We start from the raw sequence: 26,454 nt of genomic DNA, 5'->3' as shown, positions 1-26,454 counted from the left end.
AGGGGCGGACCACTTCAAAGGGGGAGGCTCACGTGGGCCCCAATTTCAAGCGCGAGATCTGCAAGCCGAGCACCGTCATCAAGAACTTTTTTGACAGCAATGGCTTTGATCTCGTTAGGCCAATTTGTCCTACCAGCCAGAGAGACTGCTACAGGTACGCCCCAAATTTCCTTGTCGGTCGCCATTGTTGATCCACCCATCTCGTGTTGGGGTAACATAACGACGCCAGATTTTCATGGCGATGGGATTCAGAGGGGTTGGATGCAACGCTTACGATCTTACTGATCTAAACTTGGTTGCGGGAGCTTGCAACCCACGATTTCTGCGGCTGGCAGAAAGCGCGGTTCCGCGGCTTGTAGCGTAGATTTGGCGAAAGCGTCAAAAGAACGCGCAGTTTTGCATTACTTCCACAAAGGAACGTGCCGCGATGCCTACGAACACCGTCCACTATAGAAAATGACGAGGCGCAACCAGAAGAAACCCAGCCTTTGGGGCAATTCGCCAAGTTGTTTGAGCATTGCAATTCTGGTTCTGGTGGCAACATTTCCCCAACGTTCTGGACGGCCCCTTCGAGCAAAATCTAAGAGGTTCAAATCTGTGCGTTGAGCGGCAAAATTGTTACACGACGATTTCTTGCGACCACGAATGACCATTTAGCCAGAACATATGTATATATCGACGCGGCGTGGTAGGGAACTTCCCTGCCCGTCCAGCGCTTCGCCGACGCCGTAGGCAACCATCGTGATCCGTTTCCTGCTGAGCAGCTCAGGACCGTCTTCATTTGCGATCAGTGGGGTCGCGGTTTCGAAAAGCGCTTCGATTAGTCGCGTTTTCACCGTGTCAGCGCGCCGGTCCGCGAGTCTCAGATTGTCGAGCGACGACCCGGTCGCGCTGGCGTAGCCTTCAATCAGAACAAGGCGGTCGCGATCCTCGGAACCGCGTGCCTCAATGAGATCTCTTACCTTTTCGACAGGGCCATCCGCCAGAACCCGCGCGCTGCCTTCCGAAAAGCCGACCGAAATGGGCTCGCGCCCGGCACGGCAAGCGACAAGAACGTCGACGCCGTAGCGGGACTCCAGCTCCGCGCGCAGGATGGCCCCGCTGCCGTCGCCCTCCGAGGAGGATCCCTTGAACTGAAGCAACCGCGCCGCAGTCTGCAATTCGATGGCTGCGGCCAGAAGCTTCTCATCACTTTCCGGTGCCCGCCGGGACCAATCCGCTTGTTCGGCGAGAAGCGGTATCGTGGTGGCGACGGCCGCTTCGAGGTTGCCGACCGCATCCCAAAGCCGGCGGAGGTCGAGATCAACACTTTCAAGCTCGTTCCGCACTGCGCTCTGCAAGATCGTCGCGGTATCCGTTTGGACGGACTTGACTCGTTCCAGCAATTCGGGACCCATGGAGGGACGTCCTTGGATGAAATCCCGCATCTCGCCTCGCGTCTCGGCGAGACCAGCGGAAAGTGTCGCGAGCTGTGAGAAAGCCTGTGCTAGCTGCGCCTGAGTGCCGCCGCTCTCCGGAGGACCATCAGCTTCTTGTTCCGGCAGCGGCGCTGCCCGGGCAAACTCGCTGATTTGTGATGCTTTCAAAAGCACCCGGGCGCTCGTATCATCCGCAGGAGCCACCACGACCCAATCTCCGTATCTGCCCAGGTGATACACGTTTTTGGAGATCAACAAGTCCAGCTGCATAGCGGCGTCCCGAAGTCGCGTCGCCTGCATGGAGTGACGTTGCGCAAAAGTTATCTTGCCACAGATGGCACCAGGTGCCGAAAGACCCAGCGCGGACATTCCGCTTCCGAACCAACCGGTACGCGTCAGATCCTTGCACTCTTTCTGGGTCTCAAGTGCGGCATTCAACTGCCTTGCCTCGTTCTGCACGTTCCAGAGTGAAAGAGCACCAGCGGCGGCAACGCAGACCAACCTGACCGTCAGTCGGGTCCGAGTGAGCGGACCGGCGCCGAAGGCAACAGAGAGGGCATTTGAGAACAGGTTTGCCAGCCTGATACTGCCGGTGCGGACTTTGCCCATCCAAGCCCAGCCTCCATCGAGGAGGGATTTCCGTCTGGTGTCTCGCGTCCGCTCTAGCGATGTCGCCAACCGCGTCGCCGACTGTTCGGACCATGTGTGGAACTTTTCGTAAGGAAGCGCCCGCGCGGCGGCGAAGATCCCGTTGCACAACAAACGCTTCACGATCAGATAGACGAACGTCACGCCGTAAAGCAAAAGCTGACCAGCAGGTATCAGCGCGAAAACAAGAGCCGTGAGCCATCCAAGCAGAAGAAGAACGAGGCAGAACCCGGCCACGAGAAAGACATAGGCCATGACGACGCCAAACAGGGCAAAAATGATGTCGAGCGTGAGCATCGATCCAGACGCGAAAAGTTCTGTGCCTATCGGGATCGTAATCCCGAGCTCGTGCCTCCATGCCCGTTCGAAGAGCAGGACCGCCGCCGGTGTCAACAGTACGAGCAGACCCGGCCCGCTCGCCAACGCAAGCGTCACCGGTTCCGCCTTCCAGGTCTTCGCCTCCGCGCCGCCCTGAGGCTTGAGGCTTTTCCAGCATCGCCGTTCCTCAGCGTTTAGACTTGCGCGGTGGCCGACCACCTTGCCTTGTCGAAGCGCCTCGAGATGCTTTTCACACACAAGCCCGCGGCCGTCGGGGCAAATCGTCAGGCGACAGATCAAGTTGTTTTCTTTCGCTACGCAGCCTTCTTCCAGAAATCTCGATTTGTACTCGGACATTTGGTCTCCCCCTTGCGATCGAGGCCCTATTGCCTCTCTTTGAACCGTGCCCGTCCGCGCGGTCTCAGACGCCGAAAATTCGTGCAAGATCGGTAATGATCTGCGTCATGAGGGCAACCGTGACGAGCGCTTCGTTTATCGTGTTCAGGTTCCGCGTGGTCTTTGCCGCGGTGTCCCGCGCGGCCTTCAAGTCACGAAGCGCGGCTGCGGTACCCTTGGCGGAACGCAGATATGCGTCTTCCGTGTCAGCAAGAATGATTATGTTCTTGGCCACTTCGCGGCGCTTTGCGATCACTTCCTCAAGGCGCGCCTCTTCCGCTGCCGTGCGGGGCTTCTTGCGTTTGAGCGCGAGTTCCTCGGCCCGGATCGGCCGGAGCTGTTTCAATAGGGCGCTATGCAGTGTCCGGAAATAGCCGCGGCTTTTGTTGTCATGACTGGGCATCAGGATTGATCCTCTTCTGAGATAGCGACACGAATGTCAGCCACTTCCTTGGTTGCGTCGCGAAGCTGCGCAAGCGAGGCGGGGCCGAGCAGTTTTTCGGCCATCGCGCGATGGGCGAGACGAAACGAAATGAGGTCCGCTTCAAGTGACGCTTTTCGGCCTTTTTCAACGCGCTCCGTAATCTTTTTCAGAGCATCGAGGGCAGCTGAATATTCTGCTGCATTGCCAGAGGTGCGCGCTTCCTCAACCCGGTCTGCAGCCGCGTTGATTTCAGCCAAACCGCCGGCGCGGGGCGCATCGCCGCTTTCTCGCAAAAAGGCAATCATGGTCAGAACACCAAGCTCGACCGCATCGTCTCCAGAACGGACAGCCTTTCGCAGGGCATTATTTCGGGCCCACTCCGCCGCGAACTCAAAAATCATCGGCACCGAAGTCGAACGCTTCTGGAGTCCTGAATTGGCATCAGCCTTTAGAATGCCCGGCACCGTTTCCGACAGAGTATTGAGATCCGCGAAGAGCTGCTGGGTGTTAGCAGCGATTTTTTCCGGCGTATCGCTCGCGGCCAACTCCGCGACGCTCTCGAGATAAAGCTTCATACTCTCCAAGATCGCCCTCGCATTACGAAAACGGATTAGGTCGGCATCGGGCGCGAACGCCTCTTCCAGTCCGCAGGGTGCGGAAGTGAATTCGTTGTTACCAATCAGATAGCAAGCTTCGCTCGGCTCATAAACGTACTCACCTGCGTGAATGAGCGCATCGACTTGTTGCGCCAGGGCGCTTGCCTCGCCTGCAGCTAGAACCTTGTCCAGAGGTAAATCCAGCGCCTGAATTGCCTTTTGGCTGGCATCAATCTCCTTTGTCACGTCCGGTACGGCGCACGCTGTCAAGCTTATGATGGACAGGATCGCTATCGGCGCAGCATGTGCTTTAATTGTGGTCATTGCTTGCTCCTATTTCTTTTCCAGGAAACTCTAAGACGACGGGAGAAAAACGTCTGAGAACTGGCCTGCGCCCTGCACCGCTTCTGGCGAGCTGCGCATGGTGCAGGCCGAATCTCCTGCTATGCTTTGCGAACCTTGATCACCTGCTCGGTCGACGCGGGAGGTACCATATAAGCGACGACGAAAGAGACGAGGATCGTCAAGGCACCCTGAACTTCAGGCGGTATCGTTGGCCCGGCCATCTGTCCATTGAGCCACAGCAACAGTTGAACGATGGCGCCCGCCAGCATGCTTGCCGTGACCTTTCTCACCGGGCGGTTAGAATTCATTCGGGTTTGAATCTTTTGCTCGGTTTCTGAAGTTGCGTCCGTCATCACGATTCTCCTATTGGGTTGATATCATTCACAAACCGAAGCAGATCGGCCATGGTGAAGTGCCCCGGTTCCGCGCCAGGCAGCTCCGGCTCCCAGTTCTTGCGTTGCCACAGAAAAGATCGCTGGTCGCCGTGCACGAGGCCCAGGAATGTCTCGACGATGATGGTCGAGCCGACCGGCCCAAGCCGCAGGCCCTGGTTCAGTTGTTCGGATTCCTTGAGGATGTAGAACCACAGTGGCGTCTCCTCGTGCAGGCCGTGCTTGCGCGCTGCCTCTCCGCCGACTCCGGTTGCGATGACCTCAGGTGACATGGGCTCAAGGCCCATATGCTGGGCGACGGATTGACCTGACGGCAGACCCACTTGGGTGCCGCGGCTGAGGTTTCGAAATGCTAAAACCGCGTTTCTATCAGTTTCACCGGGTAGGTTCTTGAGTGCCGGGGCCATAAGGGCATCGAGCTTGCGCGACGGATTGGGTCGCACTGCGGAATCCAGATCGAAAAATCTCCTCCAGTCGATGATCCAATTGCCGGGCAAGTCCCGCAGCTTGCCGCCGGGGATTCCCGGAGTTGGCAACACGCCGGGGTCGTCAACAAGCGCACCGACGATTGCACCCGACTTGCCGGTGAACCCGAAAAGAAGCTGCAGGCTTGCCGGAGTTAGAGCACCGATGTCCGTTCCGAAGACCCGGTTGTAGTCATAGATCTCCCGGATCATTGAATGGCCCAGGCGGTAGGCGGCCGCGGAGAACTCTGCGGGAATGTAGGGAGTGGTTTCAAAGCGGTAGAATTGGCGGCCCTGCTCCTTGATCTTGTGTACGAGCCCGGGTTCGGTAAGCCGCTCGACCCAATCGAAAAGAACGATCCACTGGTAGTGCCACGTTACGATCCGTTTGGCCTCCTCAAACTGCGCTGCGCCCTTCAGATTTGGCTGCTCGGCACTCAGAAAATCAACGACCGCGTTGTGAAACTTGAGAAACGCCAAATGGGTCTGAGCCACCGCAAGATTTTCGTCGTTACGTTCGTCGCCGATTAGGGCGCGTCCCACAGCGTTGCGCGGAAGATCATTTGGCAATGCCGTCGGCACATTCTCTGCCGGGGAGGCGGAAGTTGCTCCGATAAGGAACTTGTTGGACGTTGGGTAAGGCGGTCTCGGAAGCCGGGCGTAAAGTTGCGGTGACCGCCGTGGGCCTTCGGCATAGAGTGAGTCCAGATCCAGCGCCGGCGTCCGAAAATTTTCCGTCGCCAGCGGATCGGCCGCTTGTACATGAAGTGGCGTGGTATCGAGTGTGATGTCGTGGTCTGCAAACTGACCAAAGTAAGTGTATCCCGCCGGGATGCCAGGGTTGTCTCCTGTCGGATCCATCGCCGTATCGACCATGGCCTCCGCAAGTTCGAAGAGCGCGTCGTCTTCGACAACCAAGCCGGGCAGATTGGGGAACATGCGTCCGAACTTGCCGGGGTCTCCATTGCTGCTGCGCACGTTAAGCGTTTCCGCCGTCAGCGATCTGAGGTGCTGCCCGTGCGAACGCGGCCCTTGCTGCGAAAATTTTTTCGAGCTCATGACCGGTTCGACCGATTTGTTGTAGTCATCTGGTGCCATTCTTGACGTCCTCCACTGTAACCGCACCGAATCTGGCGCTGAAAAGGCATGGAGACTGTCCCACGGCTGCGTGAGCCAACCGTCATTGGCGCGTGAGTCAAACGTCAAAAATGCGCTTCTGGCCCGTTAGCTGGCTCTCTTCGAGCTTTTGGAGAGGTGGTTCCGGGAAACTTAAGAGCCGGGGAAAGATGATCTTCTGCGTAACAGCGGCATGATGCTGCGAGCGAGGAAAAAATATGGCAAGACATCCACGCCAGATCCATGGCCCGGCATTCAAGGCGAAGGTGACGGTTGCAGCGATCAATATTGAGTACGCCCTGATCGAACTGACGCAGGATTTCAGCGTGCATCCGAACCAGATCAAGCAGTGGCGCGATCAGCCGCTTGAGGGCGCGATCGGTGTGTTCGGCGATGGTGCAAAGTCCGAGCCCAAACCGGCGATCGACGTGAAGACCCCGCATGCGAAGATCAGAGAGGTGACGCTGGAGAACGAATCTTATCCGGCGCGCTCGGCAAGGCGGGTCTGCCGCCGAACGCAAGAAGTTGATCGATCCCACAGCCAATATCGGAAATTTTACAGCAGCCGACGCCCGCATTCGTCGCTTGACTGAAAAACTCCCGATCAGGCCCACTGTAACCAGCCGATGCCCGAAGCGGCGGCATCAAAACCGAAGCGGAAATACGTCGAGTAAACACACGGAACCTGTTCAGACAACCCGAGCCTACTATACGGTCACAATTTTTTCTGTTTTGATAGCATACATATTTAACTAAAATTCGAGAGGGGCTAGGTTGGTTACTTGGGGATAGAACTTGATCGCAGAATAAAATTATGCATTTGCGGCATCCCGACACTGACATGGGACGGTCGGAAGGTGGAGGTTTCTGGTCAGAAAGCGCAGGCGCTTCTAGCATACCTCGTTCTTGGGAAGGCGGCCGCGCATAGCCGGGACCATCTTTGCGAACTCCTGTGGGGCAATGTTGGTCACAAGAAGGCGAGAGCATCATTGCGCCAGTGTCTCGTCGGTCTACGACGCGTGTTAGACCCAATTTGCCCGGCAGCGCTCAGTACGGATGTGAACTCGATTTCCTTGCGCAGGGAGATTTTTACGACCGACATCGATGACCTCTTGAATGAAATCAAGGCGGGAAGCACCGACAGCCCGATGCTGAAGCAGCTGCCTCTGGCGCATCAATTGTTCGTGGGTGTCGACGGTTTGAACTCCGAATTTGATGACTGGTTGAACTCCGCCCGGTCCGCCGTTCTGTCCGATATGCAGGACGGGTTACGCAGTATCTATCTGGACGAGATCATTCCGCAGAACATTAGAATTTTTTATGCTCAGGCTGCACTTTTACTTGATGATTTGGACGAAGAAGCCGTTCGCACCCTCATGCTTTGTTATGCTGCTGGCAGCAATCCGACTGCGGCACTGCGAGCCTACAATGACTTCTACAAGCGGCTGGAGGACAATCTCGATGCCGAACCTGCGATCGCCACGCAAGATCTGGCGGTGCAGATAAAGCTGTCAAAGGCCGAGAACCCTTCGCAGGAACACACGACTGGTTTTAGCGTGCTACCAGCGGCCGCGCGCACGGGTACCGCCAAGATTGCGATCATGCCGTTCGAGATCGTGGGTGGGCAAAACGAAGATCCTTACCTGCCAATCGGCGTGCTGGATCACATTACCTGCCATATGGCATCCTTTCGTGCTCCAGCTGTTATTTCGAGCAATTCAACGCGCAGATTCCTTGGCCAAGTGCCGCGTCCTACCAAAGTCGCACGGGAACTCGATGCCAATTACGTCCTGACAGGCACAATACGGATTGATGGCGCTGACGCAGGCGTTTCAGTTCAACTTGCCGAAACGCAAAGCGAAAGCGTGCTCTGGGCGAAGGTAAGTATCTGTAAGACAGACGATTTGAAGTCACTGAACGTTCCGATTGCAGAAGAGATCGCCCGCGCGATTGTGCCTTCCGTCGATGCCGAAGAGCTGCGCCATTCGAAGTCGGTACCCGCAGAAGAACTGGAACCCTATCATCTGGTTTTGCAGGCGAAGGATTTAGTGTTCAGGCTGAAGAGAGAGGACTTTGTCAAGGCGGGCAACCTACTGCTCAGAGCGGTGGACAATGGCCCGCAGTTTTCGCCAGCGCATGCGCTTATTGCGGAGTGGTATTCCATCAACCTTTGGGAAGGCTGGTCGAAAAATGCACCCAAAGACAGGGCGGCGCTTGAACATCACGCCTTGAAGGCAATCGCTCTGTCGCCAGGAGACGGCCGCGTGATGGCGCTTTGGGCGCACAATCGGATGATGTTCGAGCGTGAATACGACTCCGCTCTGTCGACATTTCATGACGCGATAGAGCTTTGTCCGAACGATGCTGATACACTGGCCTGGTCGGTTCCAACACTCGCAAATACTCGGAATTCCGAGGCGGCGGTGCTGAACGCCAAAAAGGCTCTCGCCCTGTCTCCCTATGATCCGTTTATCTTCCGGAATGAGCATTTCCTCGGACTTGCGCACTACATGAATGGCGATTTCGACACTTCGGCGGAATACGGATTGAGAAGTTTCCGTCGGGCACCAAACTATCAGGGAAACATCCGTTCCACGATTGCGGCGCTCTGCGCCGCGGGGCGACAGTCTGAAACGGTTCATCTTGTCGAGCACCATAACAAGATCGCCCCGGGTTTTTCGGTGGCTGAGTTCAAGAAAAAGCACGGCTTACGTGATCCAGGGGACCGAGAAGTGTTCGCTTCGAGATTGATTGCAGCGGGATTGCCATCGTAGCCTTTGACACTGGATTGACGCGGCGATGACGCAGCGCCGTTAATTTGATTGAAAGGGAAAAGGAGAAAACCATTATGATTCACGGAAGCGCACATGGTTCATCACATGGATCGTCTCACGGGTCTTCGCATGGCTCATCGCACGGTTCGTCCTCGGGAGGCATGGGACCTGGCGCAGGAACCGATGTTCCTGCAGGAATACAGTTGCTGGCAGCCAAATATGACGTGAAGGATTTCGATCACTTTGTGCCTAAGCGGTTTGACCCCAAGAACCTTCATCCCGATCTGTTTATCCATGCCAAATTAAAGGACATCCTGCCCGCGGTCTTCAAAGATGACGACCACTACCGAAGCCTGCTTGGCGATCTGCTTAGCGCCCGATTGGTAAAGGACGATCTGGATCAAGCATTGTCGGATCGCGACGAAGTGCTTCGTGACTTTGGTGCCGAAATCAGAGATCAGGCGGACAGCTTTCACCACTACTTCTATAACGTCCTCTCTCTGCACCCCATGACACACCCGAAGACTGCACAGCTGATATCTCTGGGAACAATTGTTGCCGGAAGCGTCGGGATGCATTGCAAGCTGCTTTTCGAGCGCGCACGGCCGGTGCAATACTGGCCGGGTCTGCTGCCTGTGCTGCCGACGCCGCCGCACCCGTCTTTTCCCAGCAATCATGCGACGCAGGCTTACACGGTCGCCTTTCTGATCGCAGATGCGTTGGGCTCCCCAATGGACCGTGGTATCGGCCAGTACCTCGCGAGTCTGGCCGACCGCATCGCCGTAAATCGCGAAAAAGCGGGCGTTCATTTCTGGTCAGACAGTGAGGCAGGAAGGCGTCTGGCGCAGGATGTAAAGGATCAGCTGATGGCAATCCCCTTTGTCAGAGACGATCTGCTCGCCGTGTGCTGCGAGGAACTGGCCGATTTCGCGACCCCGGCAAAGTCAAGTTAGCCGCAACCAGAGAAATCCAGAGAGGAGACGGCCATGGCGCAACGACGCTACGTATTCGGAGGAGGTGTTCCTGCCGGTTGGTCCTCCTCGATAACCATTGACTTCATGAAGGGCGCCGGGATCAGCCGCAATGACAGTTTTTTCAAGGACAAAGACTTGCTCGGTACTCTCATCTCGACAAACAACTGGCCGGTGCGGGATCAGGGTACGCGCGGAACCTGCAATGCTTTTGCCGTGGCGGCGGCGGAGGAACTGCTGGGACATAACATGTCCGGCGCGCTGAAGAATTTATCTGAAGAGTACCTCTATGGCAAAATGCAGGGGTACGGCCTCGACCCGCTGCGCGATATCGGGGTTAATCTGTCTGATATCGACGAACAGGCGCTTGCGGAATCCGGCGGCACCTTTCTGGAGCAGGCGCGGATGACGCTTATCAAAAACGGGTTATGCAGCGAAGCAAGCGTCGAATACCAATCGAATGCAGCGACAAATCATTTTGAAACCGTTTTTCCCGAACCCGCAGAAATCGAAGCGTCAAGCAGCAAGATAGCCGAAGGGAAACTTGCCCACGATATTGTCCAGAGGCCCAAACCCGCGAAGTTGAACCCTTGGCTGAGATCATCCACGGAACAACCCATTTCCGAGGTTCTGGCCGAAAAGATTCAGTCTGGTCTGCCGGCTGCCGCATCTTTCGCAATCCTAAGCGGGACCGGAAAGCAGGCCTGGACAGGGCGAAGAGCCCGGCACCTGGGAAAGGTGGAGTACCCTTCGGACACCGTTGCAAGGGAGTTGACGGCAATAGGCGGGCATTCGGTCTGTTTGGTTGGATTTATCGCAAGTAACGACGAAAACACTCTGCACAAAGGTTGGTTTGTGTTCCGAAACAGCTACGGAGAGGATGGCTTCGCAAAGTCATTCCATAAGGACGACACCCAACCCGTTGTACCCGCTGCAGGATATGGTCTGATCTCGACGCATGATGTTGACAGATATTGCTGGGAGTATTTGGCGAGGACGTCCGGTGGATCTGGGCAGCCCGTTTTCTAGCTTCTGTAGCCGTCTCGTGGGTTGTCAGATCCGACATCTACCACCGATCGGGTGATACAAAACGGCACATCTGCAGTTACTGCCGCTCAGAGAATTGTTGGACTAGGCAGTGGCGCACTCAATCCTAAGCAGAGCCGGATTTGTTGCGGCATGGATTCGATGTTGTTGGACGCATAGGATCTTTTTCGATCCGAATGAAAACAGGAGTAACTTATGACGACCTTGATTGCCGCACCCCAGTTTTCCGTCGTCAAGTATGATGATTCGGAGATCACGGCTCTTGATTTGCAGACAGCCCTGAACAAAGCCAATCCAGGCGATACCATCTTGTTGACACCGGGCGTTTATCGCGACCCGGTTTGGGTCCCACGCAGCGGCAAGAAAGGAGCCCCTGTCACGATTCAGGGCCCATCGCATGGTGTTGCCATGTTCGACGCGGCGCGCAGGCCGCAAGACGGTCTGCATCACAGCAAGTGGCCGATGGATGGACAATGGGCCATGTTCAAGATGCTCGATGTTGGGCATGTCGTGTTCGATAACTTGTCATTCCGCAATTGCTGGCCACAGGTATTCTATCTCAGAGGCTGCCAGGACATCACGTTCCGAAACATAAACGGCACCGGCGCGCGAAACGTGATCTTTGTACGCAACTCCGATCACACCGTGTCGCGCGGCTTTCTCGTCGAGGGTATGCAATGGGTTCAAGACGTCGACCATGACATGTGGGCCGGTCGGGTCAAATGGAAGGAGGTCAAGGAAAGGGCCGGCTTCGAGAACAAGAGTTGGTTCAATGGTGCATTGTTCGAAAGTTATGATATTCTTGGTGAAGTTACGATCCGCGACTGCGATGTGTCACACGCATTCAACGCGATCCGGATGGACATCAAGCCTGAGCGGGTTTCTGTCGAAGAGGGGCAGCCAATCATATCAAGAAACCGAAATGTCAGAATTTATCGAAACCGATTTTCGTACATCAGAGATAATGCCGTCGAGCCCGAGAAGGGTCTTCACGGCTGGCTAGTTGCGGAAAACACTTTCTTTCAGGTCCATGCAGCCCTGTCGTGCGATGCCGTTTCGATCCGCGATGGTGCCTTCGTGTCCAATTGCTTTCTCAACCTCAGCCGCCCTGACGACGCCAGCAATACAGGCGGCAAGATCGTGAAGTTTCTCAGCCTTGGAGATCCGACACCGCGCCCACTGTGCTTGGGATTTGTCACCGCATTCAATTCGATCCGTAGCAGAACGAGGCTGGTCGCGGGCGCCCGGCTGAAGGATTGGTGCAATGTCAATAATGCGGTGGAGCGCTTCGCCGCGTCCGACAGGGACGACGTTACGCTTTTCGCCGAGATGGAGTGGTTTGAAGACGCCTTCACCGATGCGATGGCCACCAACGACCCCGGCTATCCGGACGTCTACCACGCAGAGGGCGGCAAGGTCGGAGACTGGAGCGCTTTGCCACAAGTCTTTGACTTTGACAATCCGGACAGTTTGTGCAAGGGGCAGGACATCGGCTGGGATGGGTCCTTGCCGTTGAGCAGCGAGGCCGCAGCCCTGATCTCCATACCCGTTACGATCCACGGGCCTGAGGATCTAAAAAAACGGATTCCGCGCGGTGGGTCGGTTGGATTTAGAAATCTGTTTGATCTGGGTTTGGATCAATGGCTAAACTAACCACTTTTCCTGACGGCGACTTGGCAAAAGCGCTTCGCCGACCTACCCCAATGGGCTCTAAAAGCTCTTCGTTGGGACCAGTCTGGGTAGAGTTCGTTGAGAAGCGCAAAACGATCCGCGCACCCGAACTTTGTCAGTGACCACCTCAATGAGAACCTGCATCGCCCGATGGGGCACTTTCCGACGCTGAAAGCAACGCTCATCGCAGCCAACGATAACGAAGCGATGTGAACGAATTCGGCTCATCTTGCTTCGACAGTGTTCCGAAAGGTTAAAAGGCTCGAACATCGCGTTGTTGGGCAGCACATAAGAATTTGAAAGTGTGCAATAACTTGGCTGCGGGACGGCGCTACAGATGGTCGCGGCAGGCACAGTCCACAAAAGCAAGGAGGTCCGTGGCAGGTGACCTGCAGAGGCATCGCAAATATCGTTGGTTGCGGGAGTAGGATTTGAACCTACGACCTTCAGGTTATGAGCCTCACAGGCCAATGTTTGCTGCAAATTGCTGGACGTATTTCTTTATATACTTATCAATATGTTACCTAGGTTCACGATCATCTATGCTTTGTCCGATGTTGTCCAAAATTGCTCTATAGCGTAGCACCAGCGTAGCACCAGATTGAGGATAGTGTTTTGGCCAGCCATCATTTGAACTTTACGAAAGCCGCCTTGCTGAAGGCACCAGCCGCTAAGAAAGGCAGTAAAGATTACTACTACGACGAGCGTGAGAAAGGCTTGGTTGTGGCGGTGACACCAGCCGGAACCAAGACCTTCTATCTTTACAAACGGATTGAGGGGCGACCGGAGCGGCTGTTGCTGGGGCGGTTCCCAGATATCAGCATCGAAAACGCCCGTAAGCTGGCCACTACCGCCAAGGGAGAAATCGCTACTGGAGCCAATCCCCAAAAAGACAAACGCGCCATTCGTGACGAAATGACCTTTGGGGCGCTGTTTACAGAATATCTGGAAAAGTATTCCAAGGTTCATAAGCGCTCTTGGGCCTATGACGAACGCGAGGTGAACAAGTTCCTGTCGCGCTGGTTTAAACGTAAGATATCATCGTTTGATCGCAACGAGATTGAACGTCTGCATGCCAAGATCGGCAAAGAGAACGGCTTGTATCAGGCCAACCGTTTGCTTGAACGGATACGGTCGATCTTTAACAAGGCGATTGAATGGGGATGGCAGGGACAAAACCCCGCTGTCGGCGTCAAGAAGTTCAAAGAGCAAAGCCGTGATCGGTTTTTGCAGCCTGACGAATTGCCCCGGTTTTTTGAAGCCGTGGCGAATGAACCAAATGAGGCAGCGCGAGACTTCTTCATGATATCGCTTTTGACGGGGGCGCGGAAATCCAACACGCTTGCAATGCGCTGGCGGGATATCAACTTTGCTAGTGCGACGTGGCGTATTGAGCAAACCAAGAATGGCGATGCACAAACCATCCACCTTCCCAAAGAGGCAATGGATATTCTGACCGACCGCAAACTGGCATCGGAAAGTCCGTGGGTGTTTGAGGGTTCAGGCAAAAGTGGGCATCTGGCCGATCCCAAAAAGGCATGGGAGCGCATACTGGCGGAGGCGGGCATTGAAGACCTGCGCATCCATGATTTACGCCGGACATTGGGAAGCTATCAGGCCGCGACGGGAGCCAACGGATATATCATCGGTAAATCGCTGGGGCATCGCAGTCAGCAATCCACGGCGGTTTACGCCCGCCTTAACATTGATCCGGTGCGTGAAAGCGTCAACAAGGCGACCGAAGCGATGTTTAAAGATGTCAGGAAACCCACCGATGAACCGCCCACCAAAAACGCCACTTGAACCTTGGCAGACCCTGCTTACAAGTTCTGATATTTTCAGCGACCTTTGCGATATTTACGATGCGAATTTCTTTGAAAGCTTTGCCTCAAGGTTCGACCGTAACCCAAAACCGTTTGATCTATTCAAAGGCGTTACAAGCACCGCGCATGCCTATGTCACGGGCAAATGGGCCAAATCGGCTGAGAACAGCAAATTACTGCAATACTCTGGTGTGCATTTGATCGGTGCGGGAATGTCCGCGCGGCGGTTGTCTGCTGAGCTAGACCAAGTGGCAAAGAGCGAGCGCGCGGTTGACGCCGTTCACAACAGTTTATCGGCAACCTTGGAAAATGACGTGACACGGCCTCATGCTGCAAAAGCGTATAGGGCGATCCAGTTTCGCGCTGGACCGCAATCGCGGCTTCGTGTGATCCAAGAGCTAGCCTCTGCCCTAGAGGAGGCGATTGAAGGCGTTATTGATCTACCTTTAGAGTTCGTTGATGAGGCTGCGGCAAAACCCATCGCCTTCGATTTTGTCAGTGCAAACAATAGCAACGCACAAAAGACCCTTCCCAAAAACCATCCCATGGAAGAGGCCGCGCGGGCCTTTAAACCCCCTTGGGAAGAGTTCTCGTCCGTCGCCTACCGACGCGGACGCTTTGATCACACGATTGGCGGCTACAATTGCGAAGCGGGCGTTGCGCTGCACCAAATCATCAAAAAAATAGACTCCAATGTGGCGCTTAGCTTGGCTGGAACTGCGATTGAAAACATCAGGGCACAACTTAAGGATGATATTCGTAGCGATTGAGAGCGTACTTTTCTCTACGTAGACATTTGGCCCATTGATACGGCAATAGATGTTAGCTGCACATATCTGAAATTCTATCAGCACTAACGTTTATTGCTGAAAGGAGCTCAAAATGAGCAACAGTGCACCACAATTAAATCTTCTCACACCACAAGACGTAGCGACGCGGCTTGGCATCTCAATCACTACACTTGCAACATGGCGTTGCACCAAGCGCTACCCACTGGCCTATCTCAAAGTGGGACGGCTCGTACGGTATCGCATCGGCGATGTTGAAGCATTTGAGATTGCTCGCCTGCATGGGGAGGTCGCAAATGACTATTAAGCTTCACCCACCCCGCCATGTTCACATTGCCGCCGTCAGCGGCGCTTGTCTGCTACGGCTTCCGGCGCTGCTGCAAAGCTGGTTGCCAGACGGGCGCGTCATTGGCTCTGAGTGGGTTGCGCGCAATCCGACTCGCGCCGACCGTCGCGCTGGGTCATTTAAGATCAATATGACCACCGGACGTTGGGCGGATTTTGCAACCAACGACAAAGGTGGCGATTTGGTAAGCCTCTACGCGTACCTGAATGGGCTGTCTCAGGTCGCCGCAGCACGAGAACTAGTTGCATCTTGGGGAGTAAACACATGACCAACCAGAATTTTGCTGACCTTGCACACCCAAAGGCAGGCATCGCCGCTACCCGGTACATCTATCACAATCAGGACGGTAACCCCGTCCTGATTGCCAATCGGTATAACAAGCCGGACGGGAGTAAATTATTCATGCCGTTTGATGTGACGCGCGGCGAATGGAAAGCACCTGAGTGTCGCCCGATTTACAATCTCGACAAGATCACAAACGCGAATCCGGCGGAGCCTGTCGTGCTGGTCGAAGGGGAGAAATGCGCCGATGCCCTGACCGCACTTGGGTATCTTGCCACGGCAACCTACGGCGGCTGCAATGCCTTACGGAAGGCGGACCTGTCACCGCTACGTAACCGTACCGTAGCGCTTTGGCCTGATTTTGATGAACCCGGCCTATCTTACATAAAGAAAGCGTACGTTACACTACGTAGTGAATATGGCGTATCGGCAAAGGTCATCCCAATCTCGGAAACGCTCCTACGTAAGGTAACGTTACGTAGTGAGGCCGAACGAGACGGGAATCCTCCTACGTATTGTAAAGGCTGGGACGCTGCCGACGCGGTTGCCAGCGGATGGAGCAAAGCGCAAATTGATGACCTGTTATCCTATGCCGAACCGCTGGCACCTGCCAACACCAATGCAAAGCCCGTGCCGCCGGATGCGGCGACACCATCCGGCGGCATTGCTGATATTGATGTTTGGAAAACACCGGACGGGGAACCCTACGCGACGCTGCGCCGAGATGGTCATTTTGAGTATTGGCCCATTGGGTCTGCCACGTTCAAAAAGTACCTATCGTTCCAGCACTACCAAGCGACAGAAAAGATGTTGTCACAATCCGCGCTAGACGATCAACGCCGGACCTTTGAAGGGCAAGCCCTGTTTGGTGGTGACATTCATCCGGTGTTTAACCGGGTCGGCACATTGGGCCGGACATTATACGTGGACCTTGGCGGTAAAGATTGGAAAGCTATCGCGATCAACAGCGAAGGCTGGCAGGTCATTGATCATCCCCCTGCCCGCTTTACTCGCGCAGGATCAATGCAACCGTTACCACTGCCCGCCACCAGTGGCGGCGATATCAACTTGCTGCGCCCGTTCCTAAACACGGCAACGGAAGCTGACTTTCAAATGCTGGTCGCGTGGCTCATTGGCTGCTTCCATCCCAAAGGGCCATATCCAATCTTGATTCTTAACGGCGAACAAGGCAGCGCCAAAAGCACCACGGCGCGTGTTCTACGTAACCTTATAGACCCAGCCAATCCGGTTGCCCGCAGTGCACCAAACTCAGAGCAGGATTTAGTGATCGCAGCAAAGCACAATCATGTGCTTGCCTTTGATAACCTTTCGAGCATCAAGCCGATGATGGCGGATGCGTTTTGCCGGATTGCAACGGGTGGCGGTTTTGGAACGCGCAAACTGCACACGGACTCAGACGAAATGCTGTTCAGCGCCACACGGCCCTGCTTACTGAACGGTATCCCAGACTTGGTTGGCCGTCCTGATCTGGCTGATCGCGCCATTGTCGTGTCGCTGCCCGTCATCCCACCAATTGAGCGGGCTTTTGAGGGTGAGTTCAACAAAGCCTTGGACGCCGTAATGCCGCGTATCTTGGCAGGCTTGTTAGATGCCGTATCAACCGCACTGGCCAACCTTGCCTCTGTGCGACTCACAGAGCGGCCTAGGATGGCCGACTTCGCCAAATGGGTATCTGCTGCCGAGCCCGCCCTAGGTTGGACTCAGGGGGCGTTTTTGGAGGCCTACGCGGCAAACCGGGATTCAGGCGACCGCGCAACGGTTGAAGGCAACCCCGTTGGCTTGGCCATTCTGAAGTTAGTGCAGGACGATGGGCGCTGGTCAGGCACGATGACGGAGTTAAAAACCATCCTGCGCAATCGCTACCCGCTGCTAACAGATGATCCCTACAGCTTCCCCCGCCAAGAAAACAAACTCTCCGCCGCCATCCGGCGCATTGTGCCGCCACTGCGGCGGATGGGAGTTGAGATTAGTTTTGCACGCCAAGGGCAGTCAGGGGAGCGTATTCTCAAGATCGAAAGTTGTTAATGATCGTCAGTATCGTCAGTCGCCGCAACACTGACGATACTGACGATGGAGTGAGTTCGGTAGAACATGTGTCGCCACATTTTTACCGTTCGTAAAGCCTCCTCCGTTTCAAAGCTTTTTCTGCAACCAGATATTCATTCGTCGCCTTCCGCTAAACTGTTGCTTGCTGGTTGATTACGGCCATTCATGGCCCCGTTGCTGTAGCAAAACGACAAGCCTGTGAAATCTTTCGTCTTGGCTTAGCGCTGCATCGGCATCTCGAATTGATTGCAATAAGTGTTTCAAGTCTTCTGATAGCCATTGGTCAGCCTCATCAATGATAATTGACAAAAACTGAAGCGTCTCTGCAGGATAACTTGTGACGAAATCGGCTTTAGACATTAAATGCAACACTAAGCCGCTATCTTCAATTGGCTGAAGCCAACCTTCCAGCATTCCAAGAGCACTCGGAAATGCGTCCCCTGCAACAGCACATAGCAAGGAAAATGCCTTTGAGACTGGAGGCGTTTTCGCTTCTTGGATTTTCGGCCAGATATTCTTGAAAAATGGAGATATCCGGTTGTGAAAATACTCTTCGCGTTGCTCACCCGCACCCTGCAACGCACGGAACAGGGTATTGGCAACAACTGCCAGAGAATCTGAGGTAAGTGTTTTGACTACATTTCTAAAATCCAGCCTGGAATATGAGCCTTCCGGCTCAAGTGCGCTGTAAGTTAGGAAAGATAAATACTGTTTTCTGTACACCTCTCCGAGCGAGTCAAAATGCGTGGGAATTTCAAGCAACACTTCCTTCATCTCGTCAAGCAGTGGCCAATACAGCCTTGGTGAGTGAAGAAAGCTCATCCACATTCCTGGAGCCATATCCGGTGACTGTACCCAGTCGAAATAAGGAAGAAGGTTTGCCTTGGTCCATTCCCTGTCAACTCGGTAAAGGGTAATCAAACTGCCCGCCAAAATGATTGGGCCATACCTCAACCCCGGAACATCTTGGCGACAGATGTCGATGAATATTGGCTCCACCTCAGCGTGCAACCCCTGATCATCTTCGAGTCCTTGATCAAACCACCAATTCATCGCGGCTTCAGTTGCAATACCAACAGGATGATTTATCGCATGGCTGATGATTTCCGCATCGAATTCCATAGTATCGTTTCGGTACGCATTAAAGATGCTTCCAATTAGCCCGAAGAAACAATCTGCCTCTTCAACTTTTGATTTTGATACGGTTCTCAACCACCAAGCAAGAGCCCATGCTATCTCTTTCAGATCGCTGTCGGAAATCGACAAATAAGTTGAGTAAAGTTTTTCCCATGAGCGAAGAGCGATGCCTTCATCACCGGCCCATGCCTGAAGCGCTTGTCGCCACCGCCCCAGAGGCCATATCCCCCTTTGCGCTAATGCAGTTAAGGCATCGACTGCTAGACTCAGATCTTTGACGCATATTTCTTGCCAATCATCGGACTCTCGAAAGTGATCCGTCGATTGAAATTCCTCCAGCCACAATTCCAATTCATCAACACTTCGTGGTGCTTGGCGAACAATACGGTCTTCTTGACCATCAGACGTCCAAGACGCGAATTCGTCTCGCTCATCATCAGCGAGTTTCCATTCAGAATATTGATCTTTGATCTGATTGAACAGTGCTTGCGCATTGTGATTCAATACACCTCCTGCCACATTTAATTTCGCTAGAAGCAGCCACTGCATTCGCTTCTTTGCGCGTTGAAGGTCTCCGGCGTCCAGATTGTCGCGGAACATTTGATCAGGAGGGCCCTCACAAATGGCTGCTTGCAGAGTGTCACTTTGAATGGCCGATATGCGCGTTGAAAGAGAGGCGATCAGCCGAATTGTTTCACGTCGTGTCGTGATGGCCCACAACCAATAATGGTCATCTGACAAAAGCCACGAAAGCGCTTTTTCTTCCCCAATCAGTTTCAGGTTTTGAGCCGCCGCAAAGAATGCCAATCGTCGAAACAGGGGATATCGAGCGCTGGACCAACGTTGGGCTTCCGACATTGCCGCCTCAGGATTAAGCTCGGCAGCGGCAAGCCATGCATCCCGTGTCAAATCAATCAATACAGTCCATTCATTGTAGTCTTTGTTTTGTTCATGACTGGAAATTGAAGGTTGGTGATAAAAGGATAAATCCTCCCGATCACTCGCCTTCCCGAGATATTGCATCAGGTCCAATGCGTCTCGTAATAAGCTTGAAAAATCTGGCAACAGCAAAGGTAGCGCTTCAGTCCATTGGTTGACCTCACCCAAAGACCGCACAGCAGAATGAGAATGATCCATTCCCAGAACGATTTCCCATTCCACCAAATCTGAAACTCGAGGTTGATCACTATCCGATACATTTACAGCATCGGGCCAACGGTAAGGACGACTGATCTTCACAACCGGCGCGAGAGCATTACGCAGCTCGAATTGCAAAGTCGCAGTGAGGCCTTGAATCTTTAGCCTTTCTCCCCACGAGTACAAATTGTGATGTGGCGTTCTATTTTTTATGCGCCCTGAAAACAACAAGGCCCACAGGATTTGTAGAGCAGGAGAAGGTGGATCTTTGTCGAGTTTTTGTTTCAATTCCCATTCAAATTGCGGAAGGAGGTTTGCGCCTAGGTCGGTTATCCAGTGAAAAAGCTCGGGATTATCTACATGGCGAGCGAGCCATCGAGCCAGATGCTTCATGACATCATCAAGCCTTCTTGAGTTGAGGCCAAAGGCTTGAACTGGTGCCATAAAACTCGATCGGGTGTATGGTGATGGCCGCCGTAGGAGGCTGAATGCGAGCTTCGGGTCTTCCTTTTTGTCAGCTTGAACGCCAAAGCGAGAAAGGTCTTTGTGCCGAAACTGGTTGTTCATGAAAGGCCCGACCCAGTCAAATGTCGGCAATGGATTGAAATCCGCGAAGTATTTGGCCGGAAGGCCTGATTTGTCACTTAGGGCCCAGACCATTCGACCCACAAAATCGTCCTGCTTAGTCGTAGTCACTGGCTTGATTTGACAATACTTGGTGACTAGTGCCTCCTTTCCATTGAGGCCATCGCGGTAATTCATTGCCCAGGCATGCAATGTCTCGTGAAGATAATAGTGACGCCGATATCCCTTATACAAAATTGGGATCACGTTTTTCGCCTCCCATTCTTTCTTCGCGTCCTCTTCTTTACCCTTAGAGAAATTCCCAAATGCGAATGCTTTTGGGGAATCCTCTCCCATCAAAGTGTCAGCAGCAAGCGCATCCATCATGTACCGCAAAATTGGATCGTTGATGCTATACCCAACAAAACAAACGGTGTATCCCCGGAACAGCTCCCCCACGAAACGAGCTGCCCATCGCTCTGTCAGGTATGCGATACCGAAATCGCCGCTGGACATGATGAGACGGTTCAAATCATCATCCGTAGCTGCCTCTGGCAGAATTCCGTGGAGGTATACTAAACCATCCCAGCGGTTTTTTGGGACGGGAAGGAGCGGAGCCGCAAAAGAGAGGGTGTTCAGTTTTTCCTCGTCTATAACTTTATCAAAAATTCGATCAAAATTGGTCGTAACCAATCGGGTTTGGCCACTGCGGGATTTGCTTAGAGTCAAAAGCGCTTGGTGAGTTTGAGTGGCTTTAGGCCGTTTGAAATTTGGCGTCAGTATATCTACCAACGCTCTTCGGACTGCCAGACGCCCTCCAGGATGACCACGTTCGAGTAGTCCAATTGCCGTGTCAAACTGGCTGTTGTCTAAGGCAGTCTTTTCAACCGCAGAGGGAGAGACGCCGAGAGCATTATAGATATCATCAACCAAACCGCCAAATCCCGGAAGGCCTGCTGGATAAGATATTCCAGCCCCACAAAAGAATACCACCCGCCCTTCTTCCTGAGCCTCCAATAATTCTTCAGGGATGTCTGGTCCGTTCTTGATAAACTGCATAAATGCCGAAGCCCCTCAATCAAATTTAACACTCAGTTACTGAAGGCTACGACTACGCTGGTCAAGAAATGGAATCGTTGTTTGATTGGTCCCCCTCCTTGGAACCGACTTTATTCATTAGGAACCGTCGGTTCGGAGCTTGTTGGGTTTGCAGCTGGATTTTCAAATTTTGTTTGAGCGACAAGGCAAGTTTCTCTTCCGTATTCACTTTAATCCTCATGAGCGGCCAAAACGTAGCACCAGCGTAGCACCACTCGAACCGTCAATGCAGAAAGCCACCCGAAGGTGGCTGTTAAGTTATTGATTATATGTGGAAAACTTGGTTGCGGGAGTAGGATTTGAACCTACGACCTTCAGGTTATGAGCCTGACGAGCTACCGGGCTGCTCCATCCCGCGACAAGATAGATATAAAGCATCGAAGAGAGATACAAGATCAGAGGTTTTACTAGGTTTGGCGGTGACCTACTCTCCCACGTCTTAAGACGCAGTACCATCGGCGCGACGGCACTTAACTGCCGAGTTCGGGATGGGATCGGGTGTTTTGCTCGCGCTATGACCACCAAACCATGAAAAACCTCTAATGTCCAAGTCAGTACGACTAATATATGTGTATGCTTCTGATTTATCCGAAGAATAAGAGTTAATCTTGCTTCTACTGGATCAAATCAAGCCTATCGAGCAATTAGTACCAGTCAACTGAATGCATTACTGCACTTACATCTCTGGCCTATCGACGAGGTGGTCTACCTCGGCTCTCAGGGATACCTTGTTTTGAGGGGGGCTTCCCGCTTAGATGCCTTCAGCGGTTATCCTGTCCGATCATAGCTACCCAGCACTGCTATTGGCATAACAACTGGTCCACCAGTGGATCGTTCACCCCGGTCCTCTCGTACTAGGGGCAACTCCTCTCAAGTATCCTACACCCACGGAAGATAGGGACCGAACTGTCTCACGACGTTCTAAACCCAGCTCACGTACCTCTTTAAACGGCGAACAGCCGTACCCTTGGGACCTGCTCCAGCCCCAGGATGAGATGAGCCGACATCGAGGTGCCAAACACTGCCGTCGATATGGACTCTTGGGCAGTATCAGCCTGTTATCCCCGGCGTACCTTTTATCCGTTGAGCGATGGCCCTCCCACTTGGGACCACCGGATCACTATGGCCGTCTTTCGACTCTGCTCGACTTGTCAGTCTCGCAGTCAGGCTGGCTTCTGCCATTGCACTCAACGAGCGATTTCCGACCGCTCTGAGCCAACCTTCGCGCGCCTCCGTTACGATTTAGGAGGCGACCGCCCCAGTCAAACTACCCACCACACAGGGTCCCGGATCCGGATAACGGACCGCGGTTAGACATCAAGCAGAACAAGGGTGGTATCTCAAGGGAGGCTCCACGCAAACTAGCGTTCACGCTTCAAAGCCCACCACCTATCCTGCACATGTTCGGCCTAATGCCAGTGTGAAGTTGTAGTAAAGGTGCACGGGGTCTTTCCGTCTAACCGCGGGAAACCTGCATCTTGACAGGTAATTCAATTTCGCTGAGTCTATGTTGGAGACAGCGGGGAAGTCGTTACGCCATTCGTGCAGGTCGGAACTTACCCGACAAGGAATTTCGCTACCTTAGGACCGTTATAGTTACGGCCGCCGTTTACCTGGGCTTCAATTCAGAGCTCTCACCCCTCCTTTTAACCTTCAGGCACCGGGCAGGCGTCAGACCCTATACGTCGTCTTGCGACTTCGCAGAGCCCTGTGTTTTTAATAAACAGTCGCCACCCCCTGGTTTGTGCCCCCAGCCTCTAGTTGCCTAGAAACCGGGCCTCCTTCTCGCGAACTTACGGAGGTATTTTGCCGAGTTCCTTCAACATAGTTCTCTCAAGCGCCTTGGTATTCTCTACCAGTCCACCTGTGTCGGTTTAGGGTACGATCTAGCGATGGAGCTATTTCCAGGAACCTCTAAGCAGCCCATTCAATCCGATAAGGATGAACTACCCTCGAGATCCGTCACTTCCATCTGGCCCAGGAATATTAACCTGGTTCCCATCGACTACGCCTTTCGGCCTCGCCTTAGGGGTCGGCTTACCCTGCTCAGATTAGCTTTAAGCAGGAACCCTTGGACTTTCGGCGAGAGTGTCTCTCACACTCTTTGTCGCTACTCATGTCATCATTCTCACTAGTGATCTCTCCACCGGATCGCTCACGCGCCAGCTTCACAGAAAACTCCGCGTCTCCAATACGGGTCGAAACCCGCAAAAGAGACATGGAATTATGTCACACTACGCTCTGCTACCATGCAATAAATGCATCCTCAGCTTCGGCTCATGGCTTGAGCCCCGTTACATCTTCGCCGCAAGACAACTTATTTAGACCAGTGAGCTGTTACGCTATCTTTAAAGGATGGCTGCTTCTAAGCCAACCTCCTGGTTGTTTTGGTCGTCTCACCTGCTTTCCCACTTAGCCATGAATTAGGGGCCTTAGCTGGAGGTTAGGGTTGTTTCCCTCTTCACGACGGACGTTAGCATTCGCCGTGTGTCTGCCATCTAGTACTCCTCGGTATTCGGAGTTTGGTTAGGATCAGTAAGTCTGTGGGACCCCATTACCCATCCAGTGCTCTACCCCCGAGGGTATTCGGATGACGCTCTACCTAAATAGATTTCGCAGAGAACCAGCTATCTCCGAGTTTGATTGGCCTTTCACCCCTAGGCACAGCTCATCCCGATCCTTTTCAACGGATGTGGGTTCGGTCCTCCAGTAAGTGTTACCTTACCTTCAACCTGGCCATGCCTAGATCACTCGGTTTCGGGTCTGATCCCACAAACTCAACGCCCTATTAAGACTCGCTTTCGCTGCGCCTACACCTAACGGCTTAAGCTTGCTTGTGAGACCAAGTCGATGACCCATTATACAAAAGGTACGCTGTCAGGGCGTAAAGCCCCTCCAACTGATTGTAGGCGTTCGGTTTCAGGTACTGTTTCACTCCCCTCGTCGGGGTGCTTTTCACCTTTCCCTCACGGTACTGGTTCACTATCGGTCAGTAAGGAGTACTTAGCCTTCGAAGGTGGTCCTCCGATCTTCAGACAGAATTTCACGTGTTCCGCCCTACTTAATACGTCCTCTCATGCTTCTTATACGGGACTATCACCCACTTTGGTTGCGCATTCCAACGCATTCTAACCACAATTGAGGCTCGGCTGGTCCCCGTTCGCTCGCCGCTACTAGGGGAGTATCAATTGATTTCCTTTCCTCCGGGTACTTAGATGTTTCAGTTCCCCGGGTTTGCCTTTTTAAGCCTATATATTCAGCCTAAAAATACCTGTTTTACCTCATTATTAGCTACCCCGAAGGATAATAATAACAAAGTATCAGGTGGGTTGCCCCATTCAGAAATCCATGGATCAAAGCTTATTCTCAGCTCCCCATGGCTTATCGCAGAGTATCACGTCTTTCATCGCCTCTTACTGCCAAGGCATTCACCAAACGCCCTTTTCGCGCTTGATTTGATCCAGAAAAAGCAAGACTTCCTTTATGTCCTATCGCTTCGCTACTTGAGGACTATTTACATCCGCTTGTAACGTTACTGCATAGAACAGAAGGCATGCGCGACGAACAGAAGCTGGTAAGAAACTGTTCATCCTTATTCCGGTTCAAAAGCATACTTTTTTCCCGCCCACTCTCTAAGAGTGGACAATGAGACATGCATATAGCTGCCAGCCGTGCGGGCAAGCAGCGTCATATCTCTGGTTAGTGTACTTGACTTGGACAACACGTTCGTTTCAGTAGGCATACGTCTGGTCGGCCGAGGAAACAGCCTTGCAAACGCTCGCTTTGGACCGAAGTCCGCCGCACCAAACCGAGGTTAACTTCTAACGCGAAGCAACCAAACAGTGTTGTTATTGTATCTCTCTTTACGATGTCAATTCGTCCGATTGGACGAGCAAATGCGCCATAGCGCACTTGCTGATCTAATCATCAGCAGTATCTGAACCAGTCTGGCAATGTGATGCGAAACGGAAAGCTAACCGATTTTGCGCGCAGCACATTTTGCTCCTTATCATGTATTGGATTGTCTCTGATTTCGTCAAAAGCAATTTCCAATGCGCTATCCCAATCCCTATCGGGCAGGCCAGCAATCTTTTCATAGAACTTCCGGCTGTCTTTATGTGCATCTAACCATGCCTTGCCTGGTAAACCCTTTCCAGGTCCGCTGGCTGCCTTGACCCGGTCAATGTTCACATTGTCCAGTGCGTCAAGATTGGCATATTTCAGATGCGCCAGGTAGACACCGCGCGGGATATCCAGTTTTGCAGCCGACAAAATGTAAGCTGAAACTTCTACCCCGTGACGCGCAAGGTGCACGCCGCGCTTTACCGCCCACGCCTTACTGTAATGACCGGTAAAAACAGCATGCTGTCTTTTGCTCATCACAGCATCGCCACGACCCAGTTCAGCTTCACCGTCAACTTCCGCGATGTTCAGCCCAAGGGCAAACAATGCATCAACCGACTGTAGCTTGCTGAACAGTTCAACGAACGATCCATAATGCGCCGGATCTAAACAGATCAGCTCATCAGTGTCCGTCCGGATCACCCAGTCATAAGCAATACCCAATTCATCCTGAATGCTGTTGAGCAATTGCCCTCGCATCCGATCAAAACCAGACAGATCATACCGCGG

15 protein-coding genes, 1 tRNA gene, 2 rRNA genes and 1 pseudogene are annotated in these 26,454 nt (G+C 53.4%); 9 read left to right on the top strand and 10 right to left on the bottom strand.

The window, feature by feature from the left end; genetic code table 11:
- Positions 1 to 653: 653 nt before the first annotated feature.
- From ACEWL3_RS19275 to ACEWL3_RS19255, 5 genes are all read right to left on the bottom strand, one after another.
- The gene (locus ACEWL3_RS19275; protein ID WP_386184286.1) at positions 654 to 2,741 is read right to left on the bottom strand and encodes an OmpA family protein; all 2,088 of its coding nucleotides are present in this window, start codon (positions 2,739 to 2,741) and stop codon (positions 654 to 656) included.
- 64 nt (positions 2,742 to 2,805) lie between these two features.
- A complete protein-coding gene (locus ACEWL3_RS19270) occupies positions 2,806 to 3,183 on the bottom strand; it encodes a hypothetical protein (RefSeq protein WP_386184288.1) in 378 nt (125 codons plus the stop codon).
- On the bottom strand, positions 3,183 to 4,124 hold the full coding sequence (locus tag ACEWL3_RS19265; RefSeq protein ID WP_386184290.1) for a hypothetical protein: 942 nt from the start codon (positions 4,122 to 4,124) through the stop codon (positions 3,183 to 3,185). The genes ACEWL3_RS19270 and ACEWL3_RS19265 overlap by 1 nt, the downstream gene beginning before the upstream one ends.
- Before the next feature lie 119 nt (positions 4,125 to 4,243).
- Positions 4,244 to 4,498 (bottom strand): hypothetical protein, encoded by a 255-nt coding sequence (locus tag ACEWL3_RS19260; RefSeq protein WP_386184293.1) that lies wholly within the window; start codon positions 4,496 to 4,498, stop codon positions 4,244 to 4,246.
- Positions 4,498 to 6,099 carry a peroxidase family protein gene (locus tag ACEWL3_RS19255; protein WP_386184296.1) on the bottom strand — a complete coding sequence of 534 codons (1,602 nt, stop codon included), beginning with the start codon at positions 6,097 to 6,099 and terminating at the stop codon, positions 4,498 to 4,500. The genes ACEWL3_RS19260 and ACEWL3_RS19255 overlap by 1 nt, the downstream gene beginning before the upstream one ends.
- 236 nt (positions 6,100 to 6,335) lie before the next feature.
- Here ACEWL3_RS19255 and ACEWL3_RS19250 point away from each other — a divergent pair.
- The 9 genes and pseudogenes from ACEWL3_RS19250 to ACEWL3_RS19210 form a co-directional block, all read left to right on the top strand.
- Positions 6,336 to 6,656: pseudogene (locus ACEWL3_RS19250) on the top strand (transposase); the annotation flags it as partial.
- Between the two features lie 519 nt (positions 6,657 to 7,175).
- Positions 7,176 to 8,891, top strand: a complete 1,716-nt coding sequence (locus ACEWL3_RS19245) for a BTAD domain-containing putative transcriptional regulator (RefSeq protein ID WP_386184299.1) — start codon at positions 7,176 to 7,178, stop codon at positions 8,889 to 8,891.
- Positions 8,892 to 9,094: 203 nt separating this feature from the next.
- Complete coding sequence (locus ACEWL3_RS19240) at positions 9,095 to 9,844, top strand: phosphatase PAP2 family protein (protein WP_386184301.1); 750 nt, start codon at positions 9,095 to 9,097, stop codon at positions 9,842 to 9,844.
- 33 nt (positions 9,845 to 9,877) lie between these two features.
- Positions 9,878 to 10,891, top strand: coding sequence for a C1 family peptidase (locus tag ACEWL3_RS19235; RefSeq protein WP_386184304.1), 1,014 nt, complete (start codon positions 9,878 to 9,880; stop codon positions 10,889 to 10,891).
- Positions 10,892 to 11,317: 426 nt separating this feature from the next.
- Positions 11,318 to 12,562, top strand: coding sequence for a hypothetical protein (locus ACEWL3_RS19230; RefSeq protein WP_386184307.1), 1,245 nt, complete (start codon positions 11,318 to 11,320; stop codon positions 12,560 to 12,562).
- Positions 12,563 to 13,195: 633 nt separating this feature from the next.
- A complete protein-coding gene (locus ACEWL3_RS19225) occupies positions 13,196 to 14,383 on the top strand; it encodes a tyrosine-type recombinase/integrase (protein ID WP_386184309.1) in 1,188 nt (395 codons plus the stop codon).
- Positions 14,355 to 15,173, top strand: coding sequence for a hypothetical protein (locus ACEWL3_RS19220; protein ID WP_386184311.1), 819 nt, complete (start codon positions 14,355 to 14,357; stop codon positions 15,171 to 15,173). Before ACEWL3_RS19225 ends, ACEWL3_RS19220 begins: the two co-directional genes overlap by 29 nt.
- A 112-nt stretch (positions 15,174 to 15,285) precedes the next feature.
- Complete coding sequence (locus tag ACEWL3_RS19215; RefSeq protein ID WP_386184313.1) at positions 15,286 to 15,498, top strand: helix-turn-helix transcriptional regulator; 213 nt, start codon at positions 15,286 to 15,288, stop codon at positions 15,496 to 15,498.
- Positions 15,499 to 15,681: 183 nt separating this feature from the next.
- On the top strand, positions 15,682 to 17,865 hold the full coding sequence (locus ACEWL3_RS19210) for an AICE element replication initiation protein (RefSeq protein WP_435001452.1): 2,184 nt from the start codon (positions 15,682 to 15,684) through the stop codon (positions 17,863 to 17,865).
- A 174-nt stretch (positions 17,866 to 18,039) separates the two neighbouring features.
- On the opposite strand, the gene dsr1 is transcribed toward ACEWL3_RS19210, so the two are convergent.
- From dsr1 to ACEWL3_RS19185, 5 genes are all read right to left on the bottom strand, one after another.
- Entirely contained in the window at positions 18,040 to 21,783 is a 3,744-nt protein-coding gene (gene dsr1, locus ACEWL3_RS19205) for an anti-phage defense-associated sirtuin Dsr1 (RefSeq protein WP_386184320.1), read from the bottom strand.
- A 320-nt stretch (positions 21,784 to 22,103) separates the two neighbouring features.
- Positions 22,104 to 22,180 (bottom strand) — tRNA-Met (locus ACEWL3_RS19200).
- A 53-nt stretch (positions 22,181 to 22,233) separates the two neighbouring features.
- Positions 22,234 to 22,348, bottom strand: a 5S ribosomal RNA gene (rrf, locus tag ACEWL3_RS19195).
- 97 nt (positions 22,349 to 22,445) lie between these two features.
- A 23S ribosomal RNA gene (locus ACEWL3_RS19190) occupies positions 22,446 to 25,278 on the bottom strand.
- 471 nt (positions 25,279 to 25,749) lie between these two features.
- Positions 25,750 to 26,412, bottom strand: coding sequence for a glycosyltransferase family 2 protein (locus ACEWL3_RS19185; protein ID WP_435001448.1), 663 nt, complete (start codon positions 26,410 to 26,412; stop codon positions 25,750 to 25,752).
- Positions 26,413 to 26,454: the final 42 nt, after the last annotated feature.

It is taken from the genome of Sulfitobacter sediminivivens, from assembly GCF_042611115.2.
Classification (GTDB): Bacteria; Pseudomonadota; Alphaproteobacteria; order Rhodobacterales; family Rhodobacteraceae; genus Sulfitobacter; species Sulfitobacter sediminivivens.
The sequence above is the reverse complement of the archived record's forward strand: the minus strand, read 5'-3'. Positions and strand labels throughout refer to the sequence as shown.